The organism is Halomonas sp. Y3 (assembly GCF_024137965.1).
GTDB lineage: Bacteria > Pseudomonadota > Gammaproteobacteria > Pseudomonadales > Halomonadaceae > Halomonas > Halomonas mongoliensis.
Window position 1 is genome coordinate 405,663 of sequence record NZ_CP099975.1, and the last position, 23,681, is coordinate 429,343.

General features: G+C 68.4%; 25 protein-coding genes. 21 read left to right on the forward strand and 4 right to left on the reverse strand.

The window, feature by feature from the left end:
- Positions 1 to 15 precede the first annotated feature (15 nt).
- From cydX to NHL60_RS02010, 19 genes are all read left to right on the forward strand, one after another.
- Positions 16 to 144: a cytochrome bd-I oxidase subunit CydX gene (gene cydX, locus NHL60_RS01920; protein WP_253448255.1), complete on the forward strand. Its 129-nt coding sequence runs from the start codon at positions 16 to 18 to the stop codon at positions 142 to 144.
- Positions 128 to 1,948, forward strand: a complete 1,821-nt coding sequence (gene cydD, locus NHL60_RS01925) for a thiol reductant ABC exporter subunit CydD (RefSeq protein ID WP_253448258.1) — start codon at positions 128 to 130, stop codon at positions 1,946 to 1,948. Before cydX ends, cydD begins: the two co-directional genes overlap by 17 nt.
- On the forward strand, positions 1,936 to 3,681 hold the full coding sequence (gene cydC, locus NHL60_RS01930; RefSeq protein ID WP_253448261.1) for a thiol reductant ABC exporter subunit CydC: 1,746 nt from the start codon (positions 1,936 to 1,938) through the stop codon (positions 3,679 to 3,681). Before cydD ends, cydC begins: the two co-directional genes overlap by 13 nt.
- A 285-nt stretch (positions 3,682 to 3,966) precedes the next feature.
- Entirely contained in the window at positions 3,967 to 4,230 is a 264-nt protein-coding gene (locus NHL60_RS01935) for a Flp family type IVb pilin (RefSeq protein WP_253448264.1), read from the forward strand.
- Between the two features lie 109 nt (positions 4,231 to 4,339).
- On the forward strand, positions 4,340 to 5,374 hold the full coding sequence (gene cpaB, locus NHL60_RS01940) for a Flp pilus assembly protein CpaB (RefSeq protein WP_253448267.1): 1,035 nt from the start codon (positions 4,340 to 4,342) through the stop codon (positions 5,372 to 5,374).
- 62 nt (positions 5,375 to 5,436) lie between these two features.
- Complete coding sequence (locus NHL60_RS01945) at positions 5,437 to 6,756, forward strand: type II and III secretion system protein family protein (protein ID WP_253448270.1); 1,320 nt, start codon at positions 5,437 to 5,439, stop codon at positions 6,754 to 6,756.
- A 15-nt stretch (positions 6,757 to 6,771) separates the two neighbouring features.
- Positions 6,772 to 8,019 (forward strand): CpaF family protein, encoded by a 1,248-nt coding sequence (locus tag NHL60_RS01950; RefSeq protein WP_299311427.1) that lies wholly within the window; start codon positions 6,772 to 6,774, stop codon positions 8,017 to 8,019.
- Positions 8,016 to 8,909: a type II secretion system F family protein gene (locus NHL60_RS01955; protein ID WP_253448273.1), complete on the forward strand. Its 894-nt coding sequence runs from the start codon at positions 8,016 to 8,018 to the stop codon at positions 8,907 to 8,909. Before NHL60_RS01950 ends, NHL60_RS01955 begins: the two co-directional genes overlap by 4 nt.
- Positions 8,910 to 8,918: 9 nt before the next feature.
- Positions 8,919 to 9,824, forward strand: coding sequence for a type II secretion system F family protein (locus NHL60_RS01960; RefSeq protein ID WP_253448276.1), 906 nt, complete (start codon positions 8,919 to 8,921; stop codon positions 9,822 to 9,824).
- A 19-nt stretch (positions 9,825 to 9,843) separates the two neighbouring features.
- Positions 9,844 to 10,593 (forward strand): tetratricopeptide repeat protein, encoded by a 750-nt coding sequence (locus NHL60_RS01965; protein ID WP_253448279.1) that lies wholly within the window; start codon positions 9,844 to 9,846, stop codon positions 10,591 to 10,593.
- Positions 10,580 to 10,921: a DUF3613 domain-containing protein gene (locus NHL60_RS01970; protein ID WP_253448282.1), complete on the forward strand. Its 342-nt coding sequence runs from the start codon at positions 10,580 to 10,582 to the stop codon at positions 10,919 to 10,921. The genes NHL60_RS01965 and NHL60_RS01970 overlap by 14 nt, the downstream gene beginning before the upstream one ends.
- 36 nt (positions 10,922 to 10,957) lie before the next feature.
- A complete protein-coding gene (locus NHL60_RS01975; RefSeq protein WP_253448286.1) occupies positions 10,958 to 13,006 on the forward strand; it encodes a pilus assembly protein TadG-related protein in 2,049 nt (682 codons plus the stop codon).
- Between the two features lie 2 nt (positions 13,007 to 13,008).
- Positions 13,009 to 13,476, forward strand: coding sequence for a TadE/TadG family type IV pilus assembly protein (locus NHL60_RS01980; protein ID WP_253448289.1), 468 nt, complete (start codon positions 13,009 to 13,011; stop codon positions 13,474 to 13,476).
- Positions 13,476 to 13,940 (forward strand): TadE family protein, encoded by a 465-nt coding sequence (locus NHL60_RS01985; protein WP_253448292.1) that lies wholly within the window; start codon positions 13,476 to 13,478, stop codon positions 13,938 to 13,940. The genes NHL60_RS01980 and NHL60_RS01985 overlap by 1 nt, the downstream gene beginning before the upstream one ends.
- A 231-nt stretch (positions 13,941 to 14,171) precedes the next feature.
- Positions 14,172 to 16,091 (forward strand): TadG family pilus assembly protein, encoded by a 1,920-nt coding sequence (locus NHL60_RS01990; protein WP_301271084.1) that lies wholly within the window; start codon positions 14,172 to 14,174, stop codon positions 16,089 to 16,091.
- The gene (locus NHL60_RS01995) at positions 16,088 to 16,363 is read left to right on the forward strand and encodes a hypothetical protein (RefSeq protein ID WP_253448297.1); all 276 of its coding nucleotides are present in this window, start codon (positions 16,088 to 16,090) and stop codon (positions 16,361 to 16,363) included. The genes NHL60_RS01990 and NHL60_RS01995 overlap by 4 nt, the downstream gene beginning before the upstream one ends.
- Entirely contained in the window at positions 16,360 to 16,833 is a 474-nt protein-coding gene (locus NHL60_RS02000; protein ID WP_253448300.1) for a TadE family protein, read from the forward strand. The genes NHL60_RS01995 and NHL60_RS02000 overlap by 4 nt, the downstream gene beginning before the upstream one ends.
- Before the next feature lie 58 nt (positions 16,834 to 16,891).
- On the forward strand, positions 16,892 to 17,521 hold the full coding sequence (locus NHL60_RS02005; RefSeq protein ID WP_253448303.1) for a porin family protein: 630 nt from the start codon (positions 16,892 to 16,894) through the stop codon (positions 17,519 to 17,521).
- 26 nt (positions 17,522 to 17,547) lie between these two features.
- Positions 17,548 to 18,594, forward strand: coding sequence for an EAL domain-containing protein (locus NHL60_RS02010; protein WP_253448306.1), 1,047 nt, complete (start codon positions 17,548 to 17,550; stop codon positions 18,592 to 18,594).
- A gap of 24 nt (positions 18,595 to 18,618) precedes the next feature.
- On the opposite strand, the gene NHL60_RS02015 is transcribed toward NHL60_RS02010, so the two are convergent.
- The 3 genes from NHL60_RS02015 to NHL60_RS02025 all read right to left on the reverse strand — a co-directional run bounded on the left by NHL60_RS02015 (position 18,619) and on the right by NHL60_RS02025 (position 21,302).
- Complete coding sequence (locus tag NHL60_RS02015) at positions 18,619 to 18,867, reverse strand: YfhL family 4Fe-4S dicluster ferredoxin (protein WP_253448309.1); 249 nt, start codon at positions 18,865 to 18,867, stop codon at positions 18,619 to 18,621.
- 69 nt (positions 18,868 to 18,936) lie between these two features.
- Entirely contained in the window at positions 18,937 to 19,416 is a 480-nt protein-coding gene (gene coaD / locus NHL60_RS02020; protein ID WP_253448312.1) for a pantetheine-phosphate adenylyltransferase, read from the reverse strand.
- Positions 19,413 to 21,302 carry a beta-ketoacyl synthase gene (locus NHL60_RS02025; RefSeq protein WP_253451938.1) on the reverse strand — a complete coding sequence of 630 codons (1,890 nt, stop codon included), beginning with the start codon at positions 21,300 to 21,302 and terminating at the stop codon, positions 19,413 to 19,415. Before NHL60_RS02025 ends, coaD begins: the two co-directional genes overlap by 4 nt.
- Before the next feature lie 398 nt (positions 21,303 to 21,700).
- Here NHL60_RS02025 and NHL60_RS02030 point away from each other — a divergent pair, with 398 nt between their 5' ends.
- The gene (locus NHL60_RS02030) at positions 21,701 to 21,895 is read left to right on the forward strand and encodes a hypothetical protein (protein ID WP_253448315.1); all 195 of its coding nucleotides are present in this window, start codon (positions 21,701 to 21,703) and stop codon (positions 21,893 to 21,895) included.
- A 66-nt stretch (positions 21,896 to 21,961) separates the two neighbouring features.
- Here the strand turns inward: NHL60_RS02030 and NHL60_RS02035 are convergent, their stop codons facing one another.
- A complete protein-coding gene (locus tag NHL60_RS02035) occupies positions 21,962 to 22,825 on the reverse strand; it encodes a Tim44 domain-containing protein (RefSeq protein WP_253448318.1) in 864 nt (287 codons plus the stop codon).
- 145 nt (positions 22,826 to 22,970) lie between these two features.
- Between NHL60_RS02035 and NHL60_RS02040 the strand changes: the two genes are divergently transcribed.
- The gene (locus NHL60_RS02040) at positions 22,971 to 23,546 is read left to right on the forward strand and encodes an isochorismatase family protein (RefSeq protein ID WP_253448321.1); all 576 of its coding nucleotides are present in this window, start codon (positions 22,971 to 22,973) and stop codon (positions 23,544 to 23,546) included.
- The last annotated feature ends 135 nt before the right edge of the window (positions 23,547 to 23,681 follow it).

Here is a 23,681-nt window from a genome sequence, read left to right on the forward strand (position 1 = left end):
AAGGAGATTACGACGATGTGGTACTTCGCCTGGATTCTCGGCGTCACCCTGGCCGCCGCCCTCGGCATCCTCAACGCCATGTGGCTGGAGCTCAACGGCTATGAAGGCGAAAGCGCCGGAGAGGACCATGAGCGCGACGGCTGAGTCGCCCACCCCGCGGCAGCGGCTAGCCCGCTGCCTCGCCCCTCAGCGCCACTGGCTGCGCGGTGCGCTGCTGCTGGCGCTGTCGGGCGCCGTGCTGCTGGTGGCCCAGAGCTGGCTGATGGCGGCCCTCTTTTCCTACTGGCTGCTGGCCTGGCAGGGGCTGGCACCCGCCGAGGCGCCGGCGGCCTGGTGGCTTCCCGCCCTGGCCGCCTGCCTGGCCCTGCGCCCGCTGCTGCACGCCGGCCGCGAGGCGCTCTCGCGCCGGGCCAGCCGCGACGCCCGGGCCGCGCTGCGCCGCACGCTGCTCGAGCGGCTGGGCGCGCTGGGCCCGGCGCGGCGGCGCTACGGCAGCGACGGCGCCCTGGGCGCCAAGGTGCTGGAGCAGGTGGACGCCCTGGACGGCTATATCGCCCGCTACCGGGTGCAGAGCCGCCTGGCGGTGCTGGTGCCGCTGCTGCTGGGCGGCATGGTCGCCCTGCACAGCCCCCTGGCCGCCGGCCTGATGCTGCTCACGGCCCCCCTGGTGCCGCTCTTCATGGTGCTGGTGGGGCGCGCCGCCGCCGGCGCCAGCCGCCGTCAGCTCGAGACCCTGGCGCGGCTGGGCGGCCACTTTCTCGACCTGGCCCGGGGCATGGGCACCCTGCAGCGCCTGGGCGCCACCGCCCAGGCGGGGCGGCGCATCGCCGCCGCCAGCGAGGCCTACCGCGGCCGCACCATGGGGGTGCTGCGCCTGGCCTTCCTCTCCAGCGCCGTGCTGGAGTTCTTCTCCGCCCTGGCCATCGCCCTGGTGGCGCTCTACCTGGGGCTTGGCCTGCTCGGCATCCTGCCCTGGGCCAAGGGCGAGGTGCCGGTGATCTATCAGTCGGCGCTCTTCATCCTGCTGCTGGCCCCGGAGTTCTACGCGCCGCTGCGCCAGCTGGGCGCCGACTACCACGCCCGGGCCGAGGCCGAGGGCGCCATGGACGAGCTGGCGCCGCTGCTCGACGCGACCCCCTGGCGCCCCGAAGCGCGCCGGGCGCCCGCCTTGGGCGCCAGCCCGCCCCGGCTCGACTGCCGCGAGCTGGCCCTGTTCGGCGACGGCGGCCGCTGCCGCCTGGCACCGCTCACCCTGAGCCTGGCGCCCGGCGAGCGGCTGCTGGTGCAGGGAGAGAGCGGCAGCGGCAAGTCGAGCCTGCTGGAGGCGCTGCTCGGCTTCTCTCCCTACGCGGGCTCGCTGCGCGTCGACGGCGTTGAGCTGGCCGAGCTCGACCGGCAGGCCTGGCACCGCCGCCTGGGCTACCTGGGCCAGCAGCCGCCGGTGCTGCGCGGCAGCGTGGCCGACAACCTGCGCCTGGCCGCCCCCGCCGCCGGCGATGCCGAGCTGGTGGCCGTGCTCGAGCGGGTCGAGCTCTGGCCGCTGCTGGCGAAGCGCCAGGGCCTGGCCACGGTCCTGGGCGAGCGCGGCCGCGGGCTCTCCGGCGGCCAGCTGCAGCGCCTGGCCCTGGCCCAGCTGCTGCTGAGCGAGGCGCCGCTGTGGCTCTTCGACGAGCCCACCGCCCACCTCGACCCGGACGCCGCCCAGCGCCTCCACGGCCTGATCGAACGGCTCAGCCGCGGGCGCAGCGTGCTGCTGGTCAGCCACGAGGCCGACGGCCTCGACTGGGTGGATCGCCGCCTGGCGCTGGCCGCTCCCGCCGCCGCCCGCGATCCATCCGCCGCGTTTGATCTGCCCGCCGCGGCGCTCGATACCGCTGCCGCCGCCCCGGCCGTTGCCGCCCCGGCGGTCGCCACCCATCGTCAGGAGACGCCGGCATGTCAGAGCTGAAGCCCGCCATCCGCCTGGTCGACCTGCTGCGCCTGCGCCGCGGCGGCTGGGCGCTCGCCTTTACCATCGGCGCCGCCACTCTGCTGGCGGTGGTGGCCCTGCTGGCCATCTCCGGCTGGTTTATCACCGCGGCGGCCGCCGCCGGGGTGGCCACTGTGGCGCTGCTGGGCTTCGACTACTTCCGCCCCGCGGCGCTGATCCGGCTCTGCGCCATCGTGCGCACCGCCGGGCGCTACGGCGAGCGCCTGGCCTCCCACCACGCCGCCCTGGGGCTGCTCAAGGACCTGCGCTGCCGGCTCTTCGACGCCCTGGGGCGCCGCGCCCCCAGCGCCGCCCGCCCGGGCCCGGGCAGCGCCGCCGCCATGCATCGCCTGGTCACCGATATCGACCAGCTCGACCGCTTCGCCCTCAGCGCCCTGCTGCCCTGGGCCTGGGCGGGGCTGCTCTCGCTTGTGGTCATGGGGCTGCTGGCCTGGCTCGATCTCACCCTGCTGCTGGTGGCGCTGCCCGGCCTGCTGCTGGCCTGGCTGGGGCTGCCGCTGCTCACCCTCTGGCAGGGCAGCCGCCTGGCGCGGCGCGACGCCGCGCTGGCCGAGGCCCGCCGGGAGGCCCTGGTGGAGCCCCTGAGTGCCATCACCCCGCTGCTGCTCTGGGGGCGCTGGGGGCAGATGCAGCGCGAGGTGGTCGGCCGCGACGAGCGCTGCCTGGCCAACCAGGAGCGCCAGCAGCGCCTGGCGAGCCTGGTGGGAGCGCTCCAGCAGGGGGCCCTGGGGCTCGCTATCGTGGCGGTACTCTGGTGGGGGGCGCCGCTGCTGCTGGCCCCCGAGGCGGCGGACTCACGGCTGACGGTGGCGCTGCTGCTGGCCGCGGTGCTGGCGCTGCTGGGCCTCGGCGAGATCCTCGCCCCCCTGGCGGGCAGCTTTGTGTCGCTGGGCGCCAGCCTGGCCGCCCGGGATCGTCTCAACGCCCTGGTGGCGGGCACCCCCGGCGAGCCGGCGTCGGCATGGGCGCCGGCAGAGGTTGGGGGAGAAGCAGGGGGAGAGTTAAAGGCCGAGGCCCCCGCGGCGCCCTGGTCCCTGGAGCTCTCTGGCGTCGGCGCCCGGCTGCCGGGGGCCCTCAACGGCCCCGAGGGGGTCTCCTTTACCCTGGCGGGCGGCGAGGTGCTCTGCCTGAGCGGACCCTCAGGCTGCGGCAAATCGACGCTGCTGCAGGTGCTGGCCGGGGAGCTTGCCCCTTCGGCGGGGGAGTGCCGCCTCAACGGCCGACCCCTCGAGGCGTGGCGCCTCGACGAGACCATCGGCTACCTGCCCCAGCAGTGGGACCTCTTCGACATGAGCCTGGCCGCCAACCTGCGCCTGGGCGACGCCGGCGCCAGCGACGAGGCGCTCTGGGCGCTGCTCGATGAGCTGGCCCTGGGCGACTGGGCCCGGGCGCTGCCTCGGGGGCTGGACACCCCCCTGGGGGAGTATGGCGCCGCGGTCTCCGGGGGCCAGGCCCGGCGCATCGCCCTGGCCCGGCTGCTGCTGGCGCGCCGGCCCGTGCTGCTGCTGGATGAGCCCCTGGCGGGGCTGGACGCCGCCACCCGGGCGCGGGTGGTCGAGTGCCTGCTGCGCCGCCAGGGGCAGGGGCTGCTGGTGGTCGCCAGCCACGTGCCGCTGGGCGCGGCGGCGCAGGCCCGGGCGGGGCGGGTCAGGATGCTGCGGCTGGGTGAGGAGGGCGAGACGCTGCCTTGATAGGGAACAAGGTGTTGCGGGTTAGATTGTGTCTTTTCGTAATTTGTGTGTTACATTTTGGGTGTGGGGCCGGTGCTAACCCCTTGGAGGGAGGGTGCTCCTCCCACTTTGTGGGTAGCTGCTTACACCTTGTAAGTATGAATCTACAACGCCGTTGGCTATCATGCCGACAAGGCCCTGCGCCATGGAGTGAGCCCTCAGGCGCCGCCTGAGCTCTCCCACCCTGTTTGACGCCGCCGCCGGGTGGCGGTCGCAACCTAACGCCCACCGGGCAAGGAGTCACACATGTCCCCGATCCAGCGCATGACACAGCTGATCCAGCGCGGCCACGCCGAGGCCAGCGCCACCCTTAACACCGCCGCCTCCCGCCGCCAGCGCGGGGCTAGTGCCATCGAGTATGTGATTATCGCCGCGGTGATTGCCTTTGCGATCTTTGCAGTTGCGGGTATAGGTGATGACAGTCTGATTGGTTCAGCATTCAAAACATTCTTTGATCAAATCGCTGACATCGTTACAGACTCAACTGGCGGCGAGGCGGGGGGCACCTGAGGTTAATCCGGAGCTGCCTAGCTCCTAGCTTTTCCGTCCAGCTTTCCGGCCCGATGCCCTTCATCGGGCCGGAACTCCCGGTTACCGACAATCCAACGGAGACACCTTAATGTCCCCCACTCTACTGCGCCTGCTGGCCGGCCTGCTGGTGATCGTGGCCGCCGTGCTGGCGGTAATCGGCTGGCGCATCAGCCAGCAGCCCGAACCCGCCCCGGCGGTTCAGACGCCTGTCTCTCCTGAGGCGCTCGCCCCCCGGGAGCCTGAGGAGAGGCAGGCGCCCAGCCACGCCGTGGTGGTGGCCGCCAGGGATCTCGCTCTTGGCCAGCGCCTCGACCCCGAGGCCGAGCCCGGCGCCCTGCGCCTGGTAGCCTACCCCGAGCCGGTGCCGGGAAGCTTCGCTGAACTCGAGGAGCTGGCCGGGCGCCGCCTGACTCGCCCGGTGCCCGAGGGCGAGATCTTGCGCCCCCGCCACTTTTCCGCCGGCGGCGTAATGGCCCAGGCGGTGCCCGCGGGCAAGCGCGCCGTGGCGGTGGGTGTGGACGAGGTGATCGGCGGCGGCGGCTTCCTGGCCCCGGGCGACCGGGTCGATATCCTCTACCAGGCCCGCGCCGGCGACGGCGACCAGCCCCAGCTGGCCCGTCGGCTGTTCGCGAACGTGCAGGTGGTGAGCTATGGCGAGTCGCTGCAGGGCGCCGAGGAGGAAGAGGAGACGGTTCGCCGCAGCGGCCGCACCGCCGTGCTGGCCCTGGAGGGCGAGCAGGCCGCGGCGCTGATGCTGGCCGAGACCACCGGGCGCCTGCGCTTGGCGCTGATCGGCGCCGAGGAGCACCGCGGATTGATCGAACGCGAGGCCCAGGCCCGGGAGGCCGCCGCTCCGCAAGCGGCTCCGGATGGCGTGATTCCGGCCATGGCCGGGCTGCCCCAGCCGGCCCCCGCCGAGGCCGAGCCGGCGGCCCCGGCCTCGCCCCTGCCCGCCCTGGGGCCGGCGGTGCTCTTCAACGAGCTGACCGTGCTGGACGCTGCCACGGCCAGCGGCGGCGAGCCCGCCCCTCGCCGCCCGCGGAGCGAAGAGGCGCCGACGCGCCGGGTCATTCAGCACGTGGGGGGCGAAGTGCGCGTGGTGGAGCTGCCCCAGAGCCGGTAGCATGAAGAGCGCCGGCGCGGCCGGCCATAACGCATAACAGTATCAGCGCGTGGGGAAGCGGCATGAGACGAAACGCAAGGGAGTGGGCGCCGGGCGCCCGGGCATTCGGGTGGTTCGCCGGCCTGCTGCTGGGCATGACGCTGGCGCTTGGCGCCGCGGCCGACGACGGCGTGCTCGAGATCGTGGTGGGCGACCAGGAGCTGCTGGGGCTGCCCGGCGAGGTTGCGCGCACCGCCATCGGCCGCGGCGACGTGGCCAGCGTGCAGGTAGTCGACGAGCGCTCGCTGCTGATCACCGGCCAGAGCGCCGGCAGCACCTCGCTGCGCATCTGGTTGGAGGGGCGCTCGCGCCCTCAGGAGCTGCGCCTGCGGGTGCTGCCTGACGGCTCCGTGGGGCTGGAGGAGGAGTACCTCTACAGCCAGCTCTCCGCCGTGCCGCGTATCTCCGGCGACACCGAGTCCCTGGAGCGCCACGCCCAGGCCCGCCAGCGCTTCGGCGACGGCGTGATCGACGCCACCCGCCAGGTGGGGGCGGTGCAGGTCCAGGCCGATATCCGCGTGGTGGAGGTCAACCGCCGCAAGCTGCAGGCTTCTGGCTTCTTTATCGGTCGCGATGGCGGCAGCTCTTCCGGCAGCTTTGCAGTGGGCAACCGCAGCAACGCGCTCTCCTTTCTGGGCGGCAGCAACGTGGCCCCTGGCAGCGAAGGCTTCTCGATTATCCGCGCCAATACTAGCGGCGTTTTCTCGGCGCTCACCGCTCTGAGCAGCAACGGCTTCGCCTATACCCTGGCCGAGCCGAGCCTGGTCACCCTCTCCGGTCAGACCGCCACCTTTCTGGCCGGCGGCGAGTTTCCCTTCCCCTCCAGCAGCAATGACGGCGGCGATATCTCCATCGACTATCGGGAGTTCGGGGTGCGCCTCAAGCTGACCCCCACGGTGCTCGACGAGAACCGCATCATGATGAAGGTGGCGCCCGAGGTGAGCGAGCTGGACTTCTCCCAGGGGGTGACCACCGGCGGCGTCTCGGTGCCGGCGCTCAACGTGCGGCGCACCGATACCACCGTGCAGCTGGGCCATGGCGAGAGCTTTATCATCAGCGGCCTGGTCAGCCACAACGTGATCCAGAACGTCGACCGCATCCCCGGCCTTGGCGATATTCCGGTGCTGGGCGCCTTCTTCCGTAACACTCGGCTGGAGCGCGACGAGAAGGAGCTGGTGATGATCGTGACCCCGCACCTGGTCTGGCCCATGGCCGCCGGTACCGAGCTGGAGCTGCCCGGCGAGGCGCTGCGCCGCCACCGCCCCAGCTACCTCGAGCTGCTGCTCGACCCGCGGGATGTCTCGGCCATCGAGCGTGACACCGAGGTGGGCTTTGCTCGCTGATGCCGGGAGGCGCTGATGGTCTTTCGCCCCCGGCGCCGTGAGGGGAGCGCCGCCGAGCGTGCGCCGCCCCCGGACGATGCGGAGTTTATCGGCCAGCTGCATCGCGCCCTGATCGACCGCCTGGAGGATGACCAGGCGCTGCTGGGTGACGACCCCACCCTGATGCGCCGGCGCGTGGAGACCATGGTGGAGGAGTATCTCGACCTGCGCGGCTACGCCGCGCCGCCGGCTCGGGTGGCGAGCCTGGCCGGGGAGGTGATCAACGAGCTGCACGGCTACGGGCCTCTGGAGCCGCTGCTGGCCGACGATGACATCACCGATATTCTGGTCAACGGCCCCCGGCGGGTCTTTATCGAGCGCGGCGGTCGGCTGGAGCGCGCCGAGGTGCGCTTTCTCAACGACGCCCATGTGCTGCGGGTGGTGCGCCGCATGCTGTCGCCCCTGGGGCGGCGCCTGGACGAGGCCAGCCCCATGGTAGACGCGCGCCTCCCCGACGGCTCCCGGGTCAACGCCATCATCCCGCCCCTGGCCCTGGATGGCCCCTGCGTCTCCATCCGCAAGTTCCGCGAGGATGCGCTGACCGCCGAGGACCTGATCGCGTTCGACTCGGCCCCCGCCGAGCTGATGGCGGTGCTGCAGCGGGCCGTGGTGGAGCGGCGCAATATCCTGATCAGCGGCGGCACCGGCACCGGCAAGACCACCCTGCTCAACGTGCTGAGCGCGGCGATTCCCGAAGCGGAGCGGGTGGTGACCATCGAGGACTCCGCCGAGCTGCAGCTGGGCAGCCAGCACGTGGTGCGCCTGGAGACCCGCGCCCCCAACACCGAGGGGGAGGGCGAGGTCACCGCCCGCCAGCTGGTCAAGAACTCCCTGCGCATGCGCCCGGACCGCATCATCCTGGGCGAGAGCCGCGGCGACGAGGTGCTGGATATGCTCCAGGCCATGAACACCGGCCATATGGGCTCCATGAGCACGGTGCACGCCAACTCGGCCCGGGACTCCCTGGTGCGCCTGCAGATGATGGTGCGCCTCTCCAGCTTTCAGGGCACCGATGCGCTGGTCAACCAGATCATCGCCACGGCGCTGGACATGATCATCCAGGTGGACCGCGACGCCAGCGGCCACCGCCACGTGGGCGAGGTGCTGCGGGTGACCGGCCTGCGCCGCGGGGCCATTACCCTGGCGCCGCTCTATCGGCGCCACGAGGCCCTGGCGGACGTGGAGAGCATCGACTGGAGCAAGAGCGTGGAGGAGATCTCATGACAGAGTGGCAGCTGTGGTCCCTGACCATGCTGGTGCTGGCCCTGGCGGTGTGGCTGCTGATGAAGGGGGCCCGCCAGCAGACCGAGCAGGCCATCGGCGGCGACCCCGCCCTGGCCGCGCCGCGCCGGCGGCGCGCCCTGACGCCCCGGGAGTCCCTGGTGGAGTGGCTCTATGACAGCCTGGTGGCGGCGGGGGTTTCCACCACGCCCAAGGCGATTACCCTCTGGGGCGGCGCGCTGGTGATGCTGGTGATGCTGGCGCTGACCCTTGCCGGCTCGCGCTTCGGACCGCTCTTGATCGTGGCCGGCCTGGTGCTGATCAACGCCCTGCTGCGCCTGCGCGCCGGGCGACTGCGCGTGCAGGCGCGCAGCCAGCTGGCCCCCTTCATGGAGAGCGTGATGCGCGACCTGGGCGGCGGCCAGAGCCTGGAGCTGGCCTTTCGCCACGCCGCCCGGCGGGTGCCCGCCCCTCTGGGCGATGCCCTGCAGCGCATCCTGATGCGCCGCGACCTTGGCCTCGAGCTTCACGAGGGGCTGGCCCGGGAGGCGCGCCTGCTCAAGCTCTTCGAGCTGCAGCTGCTGGCCACGGCGGTGCAGATCAGCCAGGTACACGGCGGGAGCCTGCGCGACATGCTGGCCAGCTTCGTGACCCTGCTGCATCAGCAGGAGCGCGGCAGGCGCGAACTCAGCGCCATGACCGGCGAGACCCGGGTCACGGCGTTCGTGCTCGGGGCTATGCCGTTGCTGATGGCGGGCTACATGTTTTTCTTCAACCGCGAATTCATGCAGCCGATGCTGGAGAGCAGCGGCGGCCAGCTGGCCCTCGGGGTGGCGGCGGCCATGCAGGTGGCGGGCGCCCTGGCGCTGTGGCGCATGCTCAAGTCGGTATAGGAGAAGCGAATGTCACCTGCGGTCTTGATGGTTCTCTCGGCAGTGATGATGGCGGCGGCGGCGGCGGTCCTGCTGGCTTCGGTCATGGCCGAGCGCCTGATGCCGGAGCCGTTGCCCGGCGACCCAGACCCCCGGCGCCAGGAGACGCGGCTGCTGCGCGGCGGGCGCAAGCTGTGGCGGCGCCAGGCCCAGCAGCGAAAGCGCGTCGCCAGCCTGGCCCTGATGCTGCGCCAGGCCGGCTACGTGGGCTCCCGGGCTCAGGTCTCGGTGCTGCTTTCGCTGGGGCTGGTGGCCCTGGGGGTAGCCTCGGCGGGCGCCCTGCACGGCCTGCGCGAGGGCGGCGGCCTGGCCGGCGCCCTGGGCAACGGCCTGGCCGGGCTGCTGCTGGGGGCGGTGCTGGTCTGGTTCTGGCTCAAGCGGCGCATCGCCGCCCGCCGGGAACAGCTCGAGGAGGAGGTGGAGCTGCTGATTCAGGTCACCCGCATGCTCTGGGAGACCGGCATGACCCTGGAGGGCGTGCTGCGCAGCCTGATCGTCAACCTGGGCGAGGTGGTGCCCGCCTCCAGCCTGGAGCTGCGGGTGGCCCTGGCGCGCATCGAGGCGGGCCAGGAGCGCAGCGAGGTGCTGGAGACGCTGGCCGACCTGCAGCCGAGCCCCGCCAGCGAGTCCTACTTCAACCTGCTGGCTCAGGTGGCGGCGACCGGCGGCGGCGCGCGTAGCGCCCTGCAGTCGCTCAGCGAGCTGCTCAACGACCGCCGGCGCACTACGCTACAGGAGAAGGTCACCAAGATGTCGGGCAAGATGTCGCTGGTGATGATGGTCTTTCTCTTTCCGGTGCTGCTGATCATTGTGGCGGGGCCTGCGGTGGTGAATCTGGGGGGGCTGCTGCAGTCCCTCTCCGGCGCTGGCCCATAGGAGTTTGACGATGCGCATGATGACAAGATGGCCAGGTGCGCTGCTGGTGGGGCTGCTGCTGTCGGGCCTGGCCGGCTGCACCACCACCCGCGAAAACCTCGGCAGCGACGTGACCGGCACCCTGCAGCCCTTCGAGCAGGAGAGCCGCCGAGGCCCCTGCGGCGAGCGCTACAGCGCCGACGAGGGGATGGAGCTCTCCATGGTGCGGCGGATGCTGGACGAGGAGCGGCCGCGTTCTGCGCTGGCCTACCTGGAGGAGCTCGACTACGCCTACCCCGAGGCGAAGCTGATGCAGGCCGAGGCGCTGCGCGAGATCGGCCACCTGGAGGGCAGCAGCCTGATCTACCAGGGGCTGGTGGATGGCTGCCTGGCCGCCGACGCCCTGCGCGGGCTGGGGCGCAACGCCTTCGAACAGCAGCGCCATGACGACGCCCTCGGCTATATGCGCCTGGCGCGGCGCGCCAGCCCCTCGGACCCGCGCATCCGCAACGACCTGGGCTACCTGCTGATGCTGCGGGGCCACCACGGCGATGCCATCGAGGAGTTCATGACCGCCCTGGAGCTGGACGACGGCCTGGGCAACGCCGCCAGCAACCTGGTGCTGGCGCTGCTCCAGGACGGCCAGGCCCACCGCGCCGAAGCCGCGGCACGGCGCTATCGCGTCAGCCCCGAGGCCTTCTCGGCCCTGCAGGCGGCGGTGGAACGCCGAGCGGCGCCGCTGCCCATCCCCGAAGACCCCGCCCTGGAGATCGACGATGAAACGACCTGAGCGCCTTTTCGCCCTGCCGCCTCTGCTGCTTGCGGCCGCCCTGCTGGCGCCTTCCGCCGCCCTGGCAGGCGACATGCCCACGCCCGAGCGGCCCGCCGCCGAGCCTGTCGGCGCCCCGCAGGCGGCGTCACCCGCCCAGCAGCGCCAGGCGCCCCCGCCCGGCGGCACCACCCGCCGCTTGCTGGAGCAGCAGCGCGCCGGCCACCACGCCTCGTCCAACGACCAGTGGCTCTCCGGCGACGTGCAGCGGGAGGTCTACCGCCGCTATGTGAACAGCTTCTCGCGGCCGATTCCCGAGACCTTTATCGACGACGACTTCAGCAACTGATCCGGCCGGCCGCTCAGGGCCGGCGAGGAGAGCGCCATGCGCCTGCCACGCTTTGACTATCCGCTACCGCCGCGACAGCGCGGTGTTTTTGGCCTGATGGCGGCTGGCCTGATGCTGTTGATGGTGATCAGCGTCGCACTTGCGGTGGATACCGGGCGGCTCTTTCTGGAGCAGCGGCATATGCAGCGGGTGGCGGACCTGGCCGCCCTGGAAGCCGCCGGCGCCGTAACGCTGATCAGTCAGGCTTCAGATGCAGACCTTGCCTCGGCAGCTCAGGATTCAGCCAAGCGAAACGGTCACGATATCGGAGACAGTGAAGAGAGCAAGCGGGCATTGAGTGCAGTGGGAGGCGGCGTCTGCCGTGCGCCCGAGGATGACGGTTGGGCTCGCGTCTTCTTTGCCCACGCTCTTGGTGAAGGAACGGTGGAGTGCAGCACACTGGACGGCAGCTACAGCGGCACTCTGGAGCGCCATGCGGTGGAGGTAACGGCCAGCCATCAGGTCCGCCCCAGCCTGTTCGGCAGCCTGCTGGGCGAAGATGAGATCACCATCTCTGCCACGGCCATGGCGCAGCGCAGCCAGGCGGAAACGGTGGGTGTGCTGGAGATTCGGAATACGCTTGCATCCGCTAACCTACTGAGCCAGCTTTTCGGTGATGATCTAGGGGTGACGGCCATTGGCTATGAGGGGCTTGCCGATCTATCTATTGGCCTTCTGGGTCTTGTGGATCTCGCAGGGGGAGTCGGTGCCACAGACGGTTTGCTCAAGGACGTCACCCTAGATGTGGCGTCTCTGGTCAGCGCCGATCTGGAAGGTTTGGTACAGGGTGAAAGTTCCAGCCTTATATCGACGGGCCTGGAAGTGTTTCAGGATACGCTAGAAGTTATGCTGGACTTGGGGCTAGGTACTATACAGCTGGGCGATATTCTGGCGGTAGATCCAGAGGCACCAGCGAGCTCGCTGGATGTGAGCGTCAATCTTCTTTCACTTCTAGATGCCTCTGTTTTTCTGAATGATGGGAACTTTATTAATGTGGAAAAACTCGGCCTTTCCCTGGGGCAATTGGGGGGGGTAGAGGTTGAGCTGGGGGTGATCGAGCCGCCACAGATTGCTGTTGGGCCAGTGGGTTGTGCAGACGGCTCCTTCGTTGACTGCAAAGGAGATTGGAAAACCGAAGCGCGTACCGCTCAGGTTAGGCTAGGTTTGGGGGTAGATTTACGCATTCCGGTGATTGCTGACCTAGGCGTCAAGCTTGGCCTAGTGGCTGGCGGTGCTAGAGCCGGCATCGAAGGTGCACGGCCCGCGGGTCATGAGGAGAGTCATGAATGGGATGTCGATGTGGCGGCCTACCAGTATCCACTTGCCACAAAGCTTGATCTGAAACTTGCCCTTCTCGACTCTCACCTTCCATGGTTGGATGAGGATGAGCCATCATCACGAGTTGGTGAGATTATAGGTTTTCTTCAGGGTACTCTTGGCATAGTCGCTAGTATCGTGAATGGCTTGGTCGATGTACTTTCGACAGTGGTTGGGGGGCTCCTCAATTTTCTTATAGGTGGTATTCTTGGTACGGGGCATGAAATTAGCGAAGATGGTACGGAGGTGTGCTGGAAGGTCTTGCATATCCCTGCTGGTTGCAAGGCAACTGATACTTTGAAAGACGATTTAGAAACTGACGGGGGGGAGACTTCAGGCTGGGATGAAGATCTGGGTAGCTGGATGGAAGGGTTTGAGTCTGAAACCACTGGAGAAGCCATGAGTCCGGGCGTACACTCCCTTCAGTGGTCTTCCTCTATGGAATCACTCCCATTTACAGGCTCGGTTAGAAATACAGTCTCTGGGCTTTCGAAAAATTTGCAGAATGATATCAATTTGAGGGTGGAGCTTTTTGGCGTTCCTTTGAGTGTTAGTGATCTTTTGGAGCCTGTTCTCGACATTGTGGACGTAGTAGTGATGGGTGTAGTTGCAAACCTGGCAGGTACGGTTGTGGACCCACTGCTTCAGGCTTTGGGGGTGAAAGTTAATGAGGCAGTCGTACGAGTCGAGGCCATCGACCACCGCACCGGCCCCCCGGAGCTGCTCTAGTCATGGCTTTTTTCGCCAGGCAACGCATGCATGGCATGGCGCCCCGCCAGCGCGGTGGGGCGGCCATCGAGATGATTCTGATCTTCCCGATTCTGCTCCTGCTGCTCTATACCGCCGTTAGCTACGCCATTCTATTCTGGGCCTACCAGGGGTTGAACGGTATGACTTCAGAGCTGGCAGGGCAGATTATTCGCCAGGAGTGGTATGAGGAGGATAGCGGCAGCCATACGCTGGATATTGATGAGATAAATCTCGCGCTGGCTGCTTTGCGAGATAATGCCACCGGGCCGGCGGCAACCGCGGGCTGGTGCAGTGGCTCTCCCAGTATCAGCAGCGATGGTGACATCGATAGGCTATCGGTGTGCCTGGTCGCCGAGGAGAGCTTGCTGCCGCAAATTTCTCTGCTGGGCGTCAAGCTGCCCCATGAAACCAGCGTCAGCGTGACCGCGACGCTCAGGGTGCCTCAGTGATGAACCGTAGAGCGAGAGCAGCAGCCAGGGCGCGACAGCGAGGAGGCATCTCCATCGAATTCGTGCTGCTGTTCCCCCTGTTTCTGGTGGTCTTCTACGCCATTCTCAGCTACGGCGTCAGCTTTGCCCAGCTGCATGCCCTCAACGGCCTGGCGGCGGAGGCAGCCCAGGCCACCAGGGCGGTGGTCATCGAGGGAGACGAAAGTGATATTCGCAGCGCGCTCGACAAGCGGGTAGACGCCGCCGTAGACCGCTATGGAGGAGTGCTGAGCGTCCGGGGCTGCGCCAACGGCAGTAATCGCTATGCCTATAGCGCCAGCGAAGGTGAGCTGACGGTCTGCCTGGAGGCAGACTTGCTGCTGCCTAGTCTGACAATCTTCGGGCTGCGAGTGCCCGATATCGAGGGCCCCTTGAGAAGCCGTTCAAGAGTGCGCCTGGCCGTGCTTGAAGAGGATGAGACGTAGTTGAGCGCCTGATAGCGCAAGCCACAACGCCTGGCGGCGTCATATGGTTGATTAGGCCTCACACTGTGGCAATCCACCTCGCATCAGCCACGCCCGGTTAGCGTATACTGTCGAGTAGTCATGATAGACATGACGGTCCTCCGCCCGCCGAGGCGGTAGAACACTCTCTACTTTGCTTTATTCCTGCCGCCTTGCATGGCGGTCAATTCCGTGTGCGCGGAACACTGATACATGAGATTACGCAACTTTCATTCAAGTTACGTTAGGCGCAGTGAGTCAGGTGCCGTTGCGATTTCGTTCGTTATTATATCCAGCCTGGTGCTTTTATGTATTGTGATCGGCCTGGATACCGGGCGGCTCTTTCTGGAACAGCGGCGCCTGCAGACGGTGGCCGACAATGCCGCCATGGAGGCAGTCGCGCGCAGCGGGTCGGGGGGTGGGGGCGATGCGGGTGCCCTCGCGCAGCTTGCCGAGGAGAGCGCGGCCCGCAACGGCTTCGTCGTCGGCGACCGCAGAAGCCTGCAGGTCGAGCGCGGCAGCGTAAGCCAGCAGGATGGCCTGCGCGTCTTTGCTGCCGACGCTGAAGGCGGCGCGGTGCGCGTGGTGGCGAGGCACGAGGTCCGCACCAGCCTGCTGGCCAACCTGGCGGCCCTGATGCCGGGCAGCGAGGTGCCCGCCTGGACGCCGCTGCGCGCCGAGGCGGTGGCCAGTCGCGGTGCCTTTGCCGCCTTCAGCGCCGGCACGCGCCTGCTGGGCCTGGATACCGAAAGCTCGCCGCTGCTGGGGCCGCTGCTGGGCGGCCTGCTGGGCACCCATCTCGACCTCGACGTGCTGAGCCCCGGCGGGCTGCTGGATGTCGGGCTGTCGCTGCTGGAGCTGGTGGAGGGTATGGCCCTGGTGGGGGTCGATCTGACCGCCGTGGGGCTGGACGGCGTGCTTCAGGCCGGTGTAACGGTCGCCGAGCTGCTGGATGTCTCTGTGGCGGTGCTGCAGCAGCGGGTGGAGAGCGGAGAGCTGGGCAGTGCCGACCTGGCGCTGTTGCGCGACCTGCAGAGTGCGGCCCGCAACGGCTCGACGGAGCTGCAGCAGATCTCTCTGGAACAGCTGCTGCGCCTGCGCAACGCGGAGGGTGAGGTGCCGAGAGGGGCGCTGGATGTCGACCTGCGGCTGGGCGACCTGCTGGGGGTGGCGCTGATGGCGGCCAACCGCGGCAACGGTCTGTCTCTGGAGCTGGGGGCGGGGCGGGTGCTGAACAGCCTCGGCAGCCAGGCCGACAACATCGACTCCATGGGGCTGGTGGTGCGCCTGGGCATTATCGAGCCGCCGCAGATCGCCATCGGCCCGGCAGGCCGCCTGCAGGTGCCTGAGGGCGACCGGCACTGGAAGACCGAGGTCACATCCCCCCAGTTGAGTCTGGTGGTGGGCGCCAGGCTCAACCTGGTGCTTGCCGAGCTGGACCTGGGCCTGAGGGTAGATGCCGGCTCCGGCAAGGCGGTGCTGGAGAGCCTGCAGATGGGCGCGGATGGCCAGCAGCAGGCCAGCCTGCTGGCCAAGCCGGCCCTGGCGGCGGTGCATCTGGGCTCTCTGCAGTCGCTGCAGGCGCCGTTTTACGCCGGCGGCAGCCTCGATGCTGCAGGCATCGAGAGCGCCCCCATCGAGCCCATCGCCGTGCGCCTGCTGGGCAGTGAGAGTACCGGCTCCCTGGTCGCCGTGACCATTGCCGCCAGCAGCGTGGCCGGTCAGGGCGGCGACATGGTGGTGCGAGAGAGCGATCCGCAGGCGCTGTTCGAAGGCCCCCCCTGGCCCGCCTCGCCTACCACCGTGACCGGCGCTTCCGGCGATGCGCTGGGGGGCCTGATCAGCAGCCTGCTGGGCAACCTGGATATTCGCATTCATCTGCTGGGCGGCGACAGGCAGGGTAGCTGCGGCCTGCTGGGGCTTGGCTGCGTGCTGGACTGGGTGGTCAACGAAGTGGTGCTTGGCGTGCTCGACCCGGTGGTCAACCTGCTGAGTGCGCTGCTGGCGCCGCTGGTAACGGCGCTCGGCAACCTGGTGGTCGACCCGCTGCTGCGACTGCTGGGTATCCAGCTGGGCAGCATGGAGCTGCAGGTGCTGGATGTGCAAATGACGGAAGTGGAGCTGGTACTGTGAAGACGATGATGATGGCCGGCGCGCTGGCCCTGCTGTTGGCCGTGGCGCCTGCGCAGGGGCAGGACGCCTGTGACGAAGCGCGCCTGCAGGTATTGCAGCAGACCATGGAGCAGCGGCTCCGGCAGTGGTCGGCACAGCAGCCCGGTGAGGCGCTGGCGTGGGCCGAGCAGCTGCAGGAGCGGCGTGGGGAGTATCTGCTGGGAGGGCATCACGGCTGCAGCCTGCTGGAGTCCCTGCATGAGGATCTGGATACCCGAGGGGTGGCGCGATGAACCGTGAACAACTGAGTACTCGACAGCTGAACCGCAGACGACAGAGCCGTGGACAACAGAGGGGCGCCGTCTCTATCGAGTTCGTGCTGCTCTTCCCGCTGCTGCTTGCCATCTTCTATGCGATCATCAGCTATGCGATCAGTTTCGCTCAGCTGCACGTGCTCAACGGCATGGCGGCAGAGTCCACCCGAGCCGCGGTAGCGGTGGTGACCACAGGGGGCGGCGCTCAGGAGCGCATCGATGGGCGCATCGAGTCGGTGGTCGAGCGCTATAATGGCATCCTGCAGGTGGCGGGCTGTGGCGTCGATGGCGACAAGTTCGACTTCGACACCGACACCGCGGAGCTGACGGTCTGCCTGGAAACCGCGGCGCTGCTGCCCAGCCTGAACATCTTCGGGATTCGGATTCCGCAGATCGACGGGCCGCTGAAGAGCCAGTCCAGCATCCGGCTGGGGCAGCTGGACATCTAGCGGGATGGCAAGGGCTTCTCGCATCGTAGGCAATCAAGCAACTCAAGGAGAAACAGGGATGACTTTCTACAAGCGCATGGCAACCTGCAAGCGCCTGGCAGCAGGTACGGTGGCGGCACTGCTGATGAGCGGCGCGGCTCAGGCGGCTGGCCCCTATGCCGGGTTTAGCGTGGGCTATCAGGATATCGACGTGGGTTTCAGCGAGTCCAGCGCGGAGTTCGGTGATGTGCGCGTCGATGGCCTGGGCGGCAGCGGCGCGCTGTTTCGTGCCGTGGTGGGCTATGACTCCATGAACGTGGCGGCGCCCTACCTGATCGGCGTGGAAGCCAATATCGCCCAGGGCGGCGCCGATGCCCAGGTGGATGCCGACGGGCTGCGCACCACGCTCTCCGCGGAAGAGAGCTACGGCATCGCGGCGCGCTTCGGTGGCCATGTCAGTGATGAGGTGGCGGCTTTCGGCCTGCTGGGCTATCAGCGCACCAGCTTCGAGGCGCGCACCGGCGTGTTCAGCGAGGATCGCAACTTCGATGGCCTGCGCCTCGGCGCCGGCGCCGACTTCCGGGTGGCGCCGCAGCTCGATCTGCGCGCCCAGTATGCCCGCACCTGGTACAACAGCCGCACCTTCAATGATGTGAAGTTCGATCCGGAAGAGTCGACCTTCGAGGTAGGCGTGATCTATCGTTTCTGAGCTGAGCCCGCGCGAGGTGGTGCCGAGTGGATAGCCTGACCCTGTTGCTCAAGGATCTTCCCGTGCTGCTGTGGCTGGTGCTGGCGGCGCTGGTGCTGGTCGGCCTGCTGGCCGCCCTGCTGCTGCGGGAGCTGCACCTGCTGAAGAAGGTGCAGGTCTGCGAGGAAGCGTCGCTCGGCCGTGATGCCACCGCAGGCGGGAGGGCCGGCGATGGCGATATCTCGCTGCCGATGTTCAGTCCCCGGGAGCAGCAGCTCTGGGAGGCCCTGGGAGAGGCGCTGGCGGTGCGCGGTACGGAGCCATTCTTTCAGGTGTACGTACAGCCTCTCTATCGGCTGGGTGACGGCCGCCTGCTGGGCGGCGAGGCGCTGATCCGCTGGCAGCACGCAGAGCTGGGCCCCATCTCTCCGGGGGAGTTCATCCCCGTGGCCGAGATGACCGGCCAGATCCTTCAGCTTGACCGCCTGGTGCTGGCCGAGGTGATCGAGTCCCTGTCGCAGGCGCCGCGGGGGCTGTTGGGGGCGCTACGGCTGAGCGTCAACGCCTCCATCCAGCACTTCTACAGCGTCTCGCTGGTGCACTATATCCGCGAGCTCTGCGACCGACACGGCGTGCCGATCTCCTGCCTGGAGCTGGAGGTGACCGAGCATGCCAGCTGCGATGACCTGGAGCGCATCCAGGCCAGCATGCGCCTGGTGCGCTCCTACGGCATGGGGCTGGCGCTGGATGACTTCGGGACCGGCTACACCTCGCTGCGTTTCCTGCAGAGCCTGCCCTTCGACCGGGTCAAGCTCGACCGCAGCTACGTCAGCCGCATCGATCACGACCAGCAGACCCGGCGGCTGCTCTCCTGCCTGGTGGAGATGGCTCATACGCTGGAGATGAGCTGCGTGGCCGAGGGCATCGAGCGGCGCGAGGAGCTGGAGCAGCTGCGCCGCATGGGCTGCGATGCCGCTCAGGGCTATCTGCTGGGTCGTCCCATGCCCTGGTCGGAGTTCATCGCCCTGGCCGAGCGCAGCCTGCTGATCAACGGCGAGCCGCTACGGGACCCGCTCAAGGCGATGGCGCGCTAGCCTACCGTTTTTCCTGAAAGCATTTCACGCCGCGGTGATGATGCGGTACTTCGCCATCAGCTCGTCGCGGCTCTCTTCATGCTCCGGGTCCAGGGGGATGCAGTCCACCGGGCAGACCTGCTGGCACTGGGGCTCGTCGTAGTGGCCGACGCACTCGGTGCACAGGTTGGGGTCGATGACGTAGATCTCCTCGCCGGGCGAGATGGCCCCGTTGGGGCACTCGGGCTCGCACACGTCGCAGTTGATGCACTCGTCGGTGATCATCAGGGCCATGGGGGTACCTCGCGGAAGTCGCTGGCCGTGGCCGCGGGTGAGCGCCTGGCGCAAACCCGAGACGGCGGGTCAGGTATTGTAATGGCTCTTCAGCGCCGCGGCGACCCTGGGGTGCACGTGCTGCGAGACGTCGCCGCCCAGCTTGGCGATCTCGCGGATCAGGGTGGAGGAGATATAGGAGTTCTCCACCGCGGGGGTCAGGAAGACGGTCTCGAGCTCGGGCATCTGGGCGCGGTTCATGTTGGCCAGCTGCAGCTCGTACTCGAAGTCCGAGACCGCGCGCAGGCCGCGCAGCAGGATGCGTGCCTCCTGCTGCTTCATGAACTCGGTCATCAGCCCCGAGAAGCCGACGACCTTCACGTTGTCCAGACCGGCGACCACGTCCCGGGCCAGGGCGATCCGCATATCGAGCTCGAAGGCGGGCCCCTTGCCGGGGCTCGAGGCGATGGCGACCACCACCTTGTCGAAGAGTCGGGCGGCGCGCTCGATCAGGTCGAAGTGACCGTTGGTGATGGGATCGAAGGTGCCTGGGTATACCGCAATGTTCATCTGTCAGCGTCCGAGAGTCGTCCGTAGGGATTGTTCACCGCCAGCGAGACGGAGCGCGCATAGCCGGGAATCTGCAGCTCGGTATCGCTCATGCTGAGCTCGGGGCCTTCCAGCACGCCTTCGCCGAAGCGGTAGCGCGCATCGAACTGGCCGCGGTCGGCCCGGCGGTGGTAGCCGGCGGCGACCTCGCGGGTCGCCTCGCGGCGTGCCTGCCAGGCGGCCACCGCGGTTTCGCCGTGGCGCGCCGTCAGCAGCCGTTCGGTAACGGCGGGGGAGAGCACCACCCCGGTGGCGTTGTTGCCGCCGAAGCCCTTGGCGTTGATAAAGGCGGCATCCGCGTCGAAGGGCTGCGCCTCTCGGGAGAGCCGCAGGCGCTCGCCGTGGACGTCGTCGGCCACGGTATCAAGCGTGGGGATGCCGGGCAGCAGACCGTGAGCGAAGCTGCCCAGAGCGCTGGCGAGCTGGTCGCCGGCGGCGCTGCCCTGGGAGTGTCCGATGAAGGCCTTCACCGCGACCACCGGCCAGGCGGTGATGCCGTAGGCGCGCGCCACCAGGTCGAAGACATGGGACTCGGTGGTGCGGTTCTTGGGGGTGCTGGTGCCGTGGGCGTGGAGGAAGGTGCGCTGGCGCAGCGCTTCCTCGCCGAGTATCTCCCGCACCAGGGAGGCGGCCTTGCCAAGGGTGATGTAGTTGCCGATGCCGGGGGCAGAGATGGAGCGTTTCCAGCCGTCGGCGTTGACGAAGACGCCGGGCACGCTGCCGAGGATCTCGGCGCCCACTTCCATGGCCAGGCTGTCGTCCATCAGCATCACGAACTGGCTGGATTCGGCGATGGTGAAGCCGCAGTTGCGGGCGAAGGGGCGGCAGGCGCGCTGATAGTCGGCGTCGGTGAGCAGGCTGAGGGCGTCCAGGGCCTTGAGGCTGTCGTCGTCGGCGAGCGCCCCCATGGCGCGAAAGCCCTCGATGATCTCCGGGGTGACCGGCGCATCCGCGGTGCCCACCATGACCACCCGGCGGCGACCGGCCTGGATGTCGTCGACTCCCAGGCGCAGGTTGTAGAGGAAGCTGGCGCAGGCGCCCAGCGCTGCGCCGGTGCCGCCCACGCTGCCCAGCACATAGGCGTTGAGGAAGTCGGCGGGCATCTGGCCGTAGCCCAGCGGCATCTGCTTGGAGGTGGCGCGGTTGCCGGAGACGAAGCTCTTGAGCAGGCCGCCCCAGCCCTCGTCGTCGAGCTGGCCGATGGAGTTGCCGGCATAGACGGCTACCTCGTCGGGGTCGAGGCGGTCGCGGAGGCTATCCCACTCCAGGCCGCTGTCGCCCAGGCAGTCGCTGGCGGCGAAGATCGCCATGGAGAGCCCGCGGGGGTGGTGCACGCTGCGGTAGAGCTGGCTCGGCTCGAAGCCCGTGGGCAGCTGGCCTGCGGCACGCACCTGGGCCGGGCGGCGTTCCGGTAGCATCACCTCCATCTCGCCGGCCGGTACCGTGACCTCCAGGGTCTGGCGATCGAGTTCGCTTACCTGCCAGGTGGGCGGCAGCGCTTCCGGCAGCTGGCGGCGGCGAATGCGGAAGGTCAGGGGAGCGTCCAGGGCCAGGTTGGCCCGACGGTTAGCGGGCAGGCCAGCCTCGTTGAAGCGCGGGTCCTCGATACGCCGGACCAGGGTGTGGTCGAGCACCTGCTGGCGGGTCAGGGCAACGATCTCGGTGGCGTCCAGGGCGTTGCCCTCGGCGTCGTGCCAGCTGCCGTCGTTGCCGACGCTGGCCAGGCGCATCATGGCCGCCAGCCCGAGCAGGGTGCGGGCCTGATCGTCGTCGGGCAGGGTGTCGAGCACGGTGCGTCGAAACGCCTGGTGGCCCGAGGTTCTGCCGGCAGGGTTCACGCCGCCCATGCCGACGATCACCGGTAAATGTGACAAGCCGGGTTCCTCGTTGTGCTGTTGGTGTCTACGAGTGGTGTCGAGTCGTTATAGGTATCAGGGCATGGATCATAGCACCCGCCCTGCGGCGGCGTCATGCGGCCGCCGCGGCTTGTCGAACGAGCCGGAATAAAACATTTGTTTGAATGTGCCGTCTGGCTATGCCAGGATAAAACGGCTGTTTGAGTCATACGAGTGGTCATGGGCGTGCCTCGCTGGGGGCGCGCCCTTTTTTTTCGAGTCTGCTTCGAGTTTCCGGACGTTACATGGGGTTTCAGCTTCCAGTGGCGGACGGCCGGCGTCGCGGCTAGGGTAAGGAGTGGGTCGCCCCTGGCGGCTATTGATCGGAACCTTTCTCAGGAGGAGAAGAGATGACCCATGACGTGCTGAAGAAACTCGGACTGGCGCTGCTGGTGGGGCTGCTGACGGCGGGACTGGTGGGCTGCCAGGATGATCCTGGTCCCGCCGAAGAGGCCGGCCAGGAGATCGACGAGGCCATGGAAGACGCCGGCGAGGGCGTGGAGGAGATGGGCGAGTCGATCCAGGATGCCGCCGAAGGCGACTGATCCTCGGTGTCCGCTCAAGGACCCATGACAAGAGAGGCCGGGCGCCAGCGCCCGGCCTCTCTGCGTTCACCCGTTCTGCTCGATGCCCTGGACGTACCAGGGGGCGCCGTCGCGCAGGTCGCGCACCAGGTGCCAGGTCTCGTTGAACTCGTTGTGCTCGCCGTTCTCGTCGAGGATGCCGTGGAAGATCACGGTGGCCTCGGCCTGCTTGCCGACCTCCTGAACCATGCCCAGCTCGGCAAACAGGCGCACCACTTCGGTGCGGTTGTTGGCCGGGTGCTTGTCACGCTCGGCGCGCAGCAGGTTGTAGAGCTCCGGCGTCACGTACTCCTGGATGCCGGAGAAGTCGTTGTTGTCCCAGGCCCGCTGCAGGGTCATGAAGTGCTCCTTGGCACCGCCCAGGAAGCGTTCGCGGTCGAACCACTCCGGCTCGCTGGCGAAGGCGGCACCGCCTCCGACGGGAGCGTCGGCCTGGAAGGCCTGGGCAGTGGCGGCGGTCTCATGCTGGGGAGGCTGCTCGGTGCGCGCCTGGGGCGCCGCGCCACCGGCACCTGCGCCAGCACCGGCCATGGCGGCGCGGCGGCGCAGGAACCAGATCACCGCGAAGGCCAGGCCGGCGATCAGCAGGATATCCATCATGCGCAGCTCGTCGAAGGCGCCGCCGAAGAAGAGCGCGGCGAGCAGGCCGCCGGCGAGCAGGCCGCCCAGCATGCCACCCATGCCGCCGCGGCGGGCGCCGGCAGCAGCGCCCTGCTGCTGGCCCTGGCTGGGGGTGGCCTGCTGCTGGCTGGGTGAAGAGGAGGGCCGGTCGGCGGAGCGGGAGAAGCTGCCGACGTTACCGCCGCCGCCCATGCGGCGGGCTTCGGCGAATTCGAGGGCCGGGCCGAGGGTAAAGAGGCCGACGACCAGCATGACCAGGAGGTGTCGCATCAGAGGGTCTCCAATGGTGAGTGATTCATTGTGATTGAGTGGTGAGGAGTCGAGTCGGTTCATTCTACCGGCTATGCTGGTGGCCACCACTACAAACCGACGTTGATAGCCGAAAACCGACAACGATAACGAAAGGAGTAACGCCATGCGCCTGACGCGAGAAGAGAGTCTGCTGCTGATCGTCGACCTGCAGGCGGGGCTGCTGCCGCTGATTGAACACGGCGACCAGGCGGTGACCGAGGCGGCCTGGCTGGGCGGCCTGGCCGAGTTCCTCGAGGTGCCGGTCTGGCTCACCGAGCAGTACCCGGAAGGGCTCGGCGGCAGCGAGCCGCGCCTGCTGGAGGCGCTGCCCGGCCACCGGCTGTGGCAGAAGCTGACCTTCGACGCCTGCGCCAACCCCGAGTTCTCGGCCGCCCTGGCCGAGGGCGGCCGGCGCCAGGTGGTGCTGTGCGGCACCGAGGCGCATATCTGCGTGATGCAGACGGGGCTCGGGCTGCTGGCGGCGGGCTATGAGGTCTACTGGCTGGTCGAGGCCTGCGCCAGCCGCCGTGCCGGCGAGGCGCGCCTGGCCCGAGAGCGCATGGTGCAGGCGGGGGCCGTACCGGTCAGCGCCGACATGGTGGCCTACGAGTGGCTGCACCGCTGCGATGACGAGCGCTTCAAGCAGGCCCATCGCCGTTTTCTCAAGGGCCGCTCGGCGCGGCCGCTGGTGTTTGCCTAGGCTCTGGCGGCGGTAGGCGTGGCATCTATCGCCGGATAAATCCGGCTCCTACGGGGTGATGGCGTCGGCCGTGGGCGTGGCATCTATCGCCGGATAAATCCGGCTCCTACGCCTCGGTGTGGGAGCCCGAGTGGT

Excerpts from the sequence above, each read along its gene's own strand:
- cydX (WP_253448255.1), top strand. The coding sequence starts at position 16 with ATGTGGTACTTCGCCTGGATTCTCGGCGTCACCCTGGCCGCCGCCCTC.
- cydD (WP_253448258.1), top strand. The coding sequence starts at position 128 with ATGAGCGCGACGGCTGAGTCGCCCACCCCGCGGCAGCGGCTAGCCCGC.
- cydC (WP_253448261.1), top strand. The coding sequence starts at position 1,936 with ATGTCAGAGCTGAAGCCCGCCATCCGCCTGGTCGACCTGCTGCGCCTG.
- NHL60_RS01935 (WP_253448264.1), top strand. The coding sequence starts at position 3,967 with ATGTCCCCGATCCAGCGCATGACACAGCTGATCCAGCGCGGCCACGCC.
- cpaB (WP_253448267.1), top strand. The coding sequence starts at position 4,340 with ATGTCCCCCACTCTACTGCGCCTGCTGGCCGGCCTGCTGGTGATCGTG.
- NHL60_RS01945 (WP_253448270.1), top strand. The coding sequence starts at position 5,437 with ATGAGACGAAACGCAAGGGAGTGGGCGCCGGGCGCCCGGGCATTCGGG.
- NHL60_RS01950 (WP_299311427.1), top strand. The coding sequence starts at position 6,772 with ATGGTCTTTCGCCCCCGGCGCCGTGAGGGGAGCGCCGCCGAGCGTGCG.
- NHL60_RS01955 (WP_253448273.1), top strand. The coding sequence starts at position 8,016 with ATGACAGAGTGGCAGCTGTGGTCCCTGACCATGCTGGTGCTGGCCCTG.
- NHL60_RS01960 (WP_253448276.1), top strand. The coding sequence starts at position 8,919 with ATGTCACCTGCGGTCTTGATGGTTCTCTCGGCAGTGATGATGGCGGCG.
- NHL60_RS01965 (WP_253448279.1), top strand. The coding sequence starts at position 9,844 with ATGACAAGATGGCCAGGTGCGCTGCTGGTGGGGCTGCTGCTGTCGGGC.
- NHL60_RS01970 (WP_253448282.1), top strand. The coding sequence starts at position 10,580 with ATGAAACGACCTGAGCGCCTTTTCGCCCTGCCGCCTCTGCTGCTTGCG.
- NHL60_RS01975 (WP_253448286.1), top strand. The coding sequence starts at position 10,958 with ATGCGCCTGCCACGCTTTGACTATCCGCTACCGCCGCGACAGCGCGGT.
- NHL60_RS01980 (WP_253448289.1), top strand. The coding sequence starts at position 13,009 with ATGGCTTTTTTCGCCAGGCAACGCATGCATGGCATGGCGCCCCGCCAG.
- NHL60_RS01985 (WP_253448292.1), top strand. The coding sequence starts at position 13,476 with ATGAACCGTAGAGCGAGAGCAGCAGCCAGGGCGCGACAGCGAGGAGGC.
- NHL60_RS01990 (WP_301271084.1), top strand. The coding sequence starts at position 14,172 with ATGAGATTACGCAACTTTCATTCAAGTTACGTTAGGCGCAGTGAGTCA.
- NHL60_RS02000 (WP_253448300.1), top strand. The coding sequence starts at position 16,360 with ATGAACCGTGAACAACTGAGTACTCGACAGCTGAACCGCAGACGACAG.
- NHL60_RS02005 (WP_253448303.1), top strand. The coding sequence starts at position 16,892 with ATGACTTTCTACAAGCGCATGGCAACCTGCAAGCGCCTGGCAGCAGGT.
- NHL60_RS02015 (WP_253448309.1), bottom strand. The coding sequence starts at position 18,867 with ATGGCCCTGATGATCACCGACGAGTGCATCAACTGCGACGTGTGCGAG.
- coaD (WP_253448312.1), bottom strand. The coding sequence starts at position 19,416 with ATGAACATTGCGGTATACCCAGGCACCTTCGATCCCATCACCAACGGT.
- NHL60_RS02025 (WP_253451938.1), bottom strand. The coding sequence starts at position 21,302 with ATGGGCGGCGTGAACCCTGCCGGCAGAACCTCGGGCCACCAGGCGTTT.
- NHL60_RS02030 (WP_253448315.1), top strand. The coding sequence starts at position 21,701 with ATGACCCATGACGTGCTGAAGAAACTCGGACTGGCGCTGCTGGTGGGG.
- NHL60_RS02035 (WP_253448318.1), bottom strand. The coding sequence starts at position 22,825 with ATGCGACACCTCCTGGTCATGCTGGTCGTCGGCCTCTTTACCCTCGGC.
- NHL60_RS02040 (WP_253448321.1), top strand. The coding sequence starts at position 22,971 with ATGCGCCTGACGCGAGAAGAGAGTCTGCTGCTGATCGTCGACCTGCAG.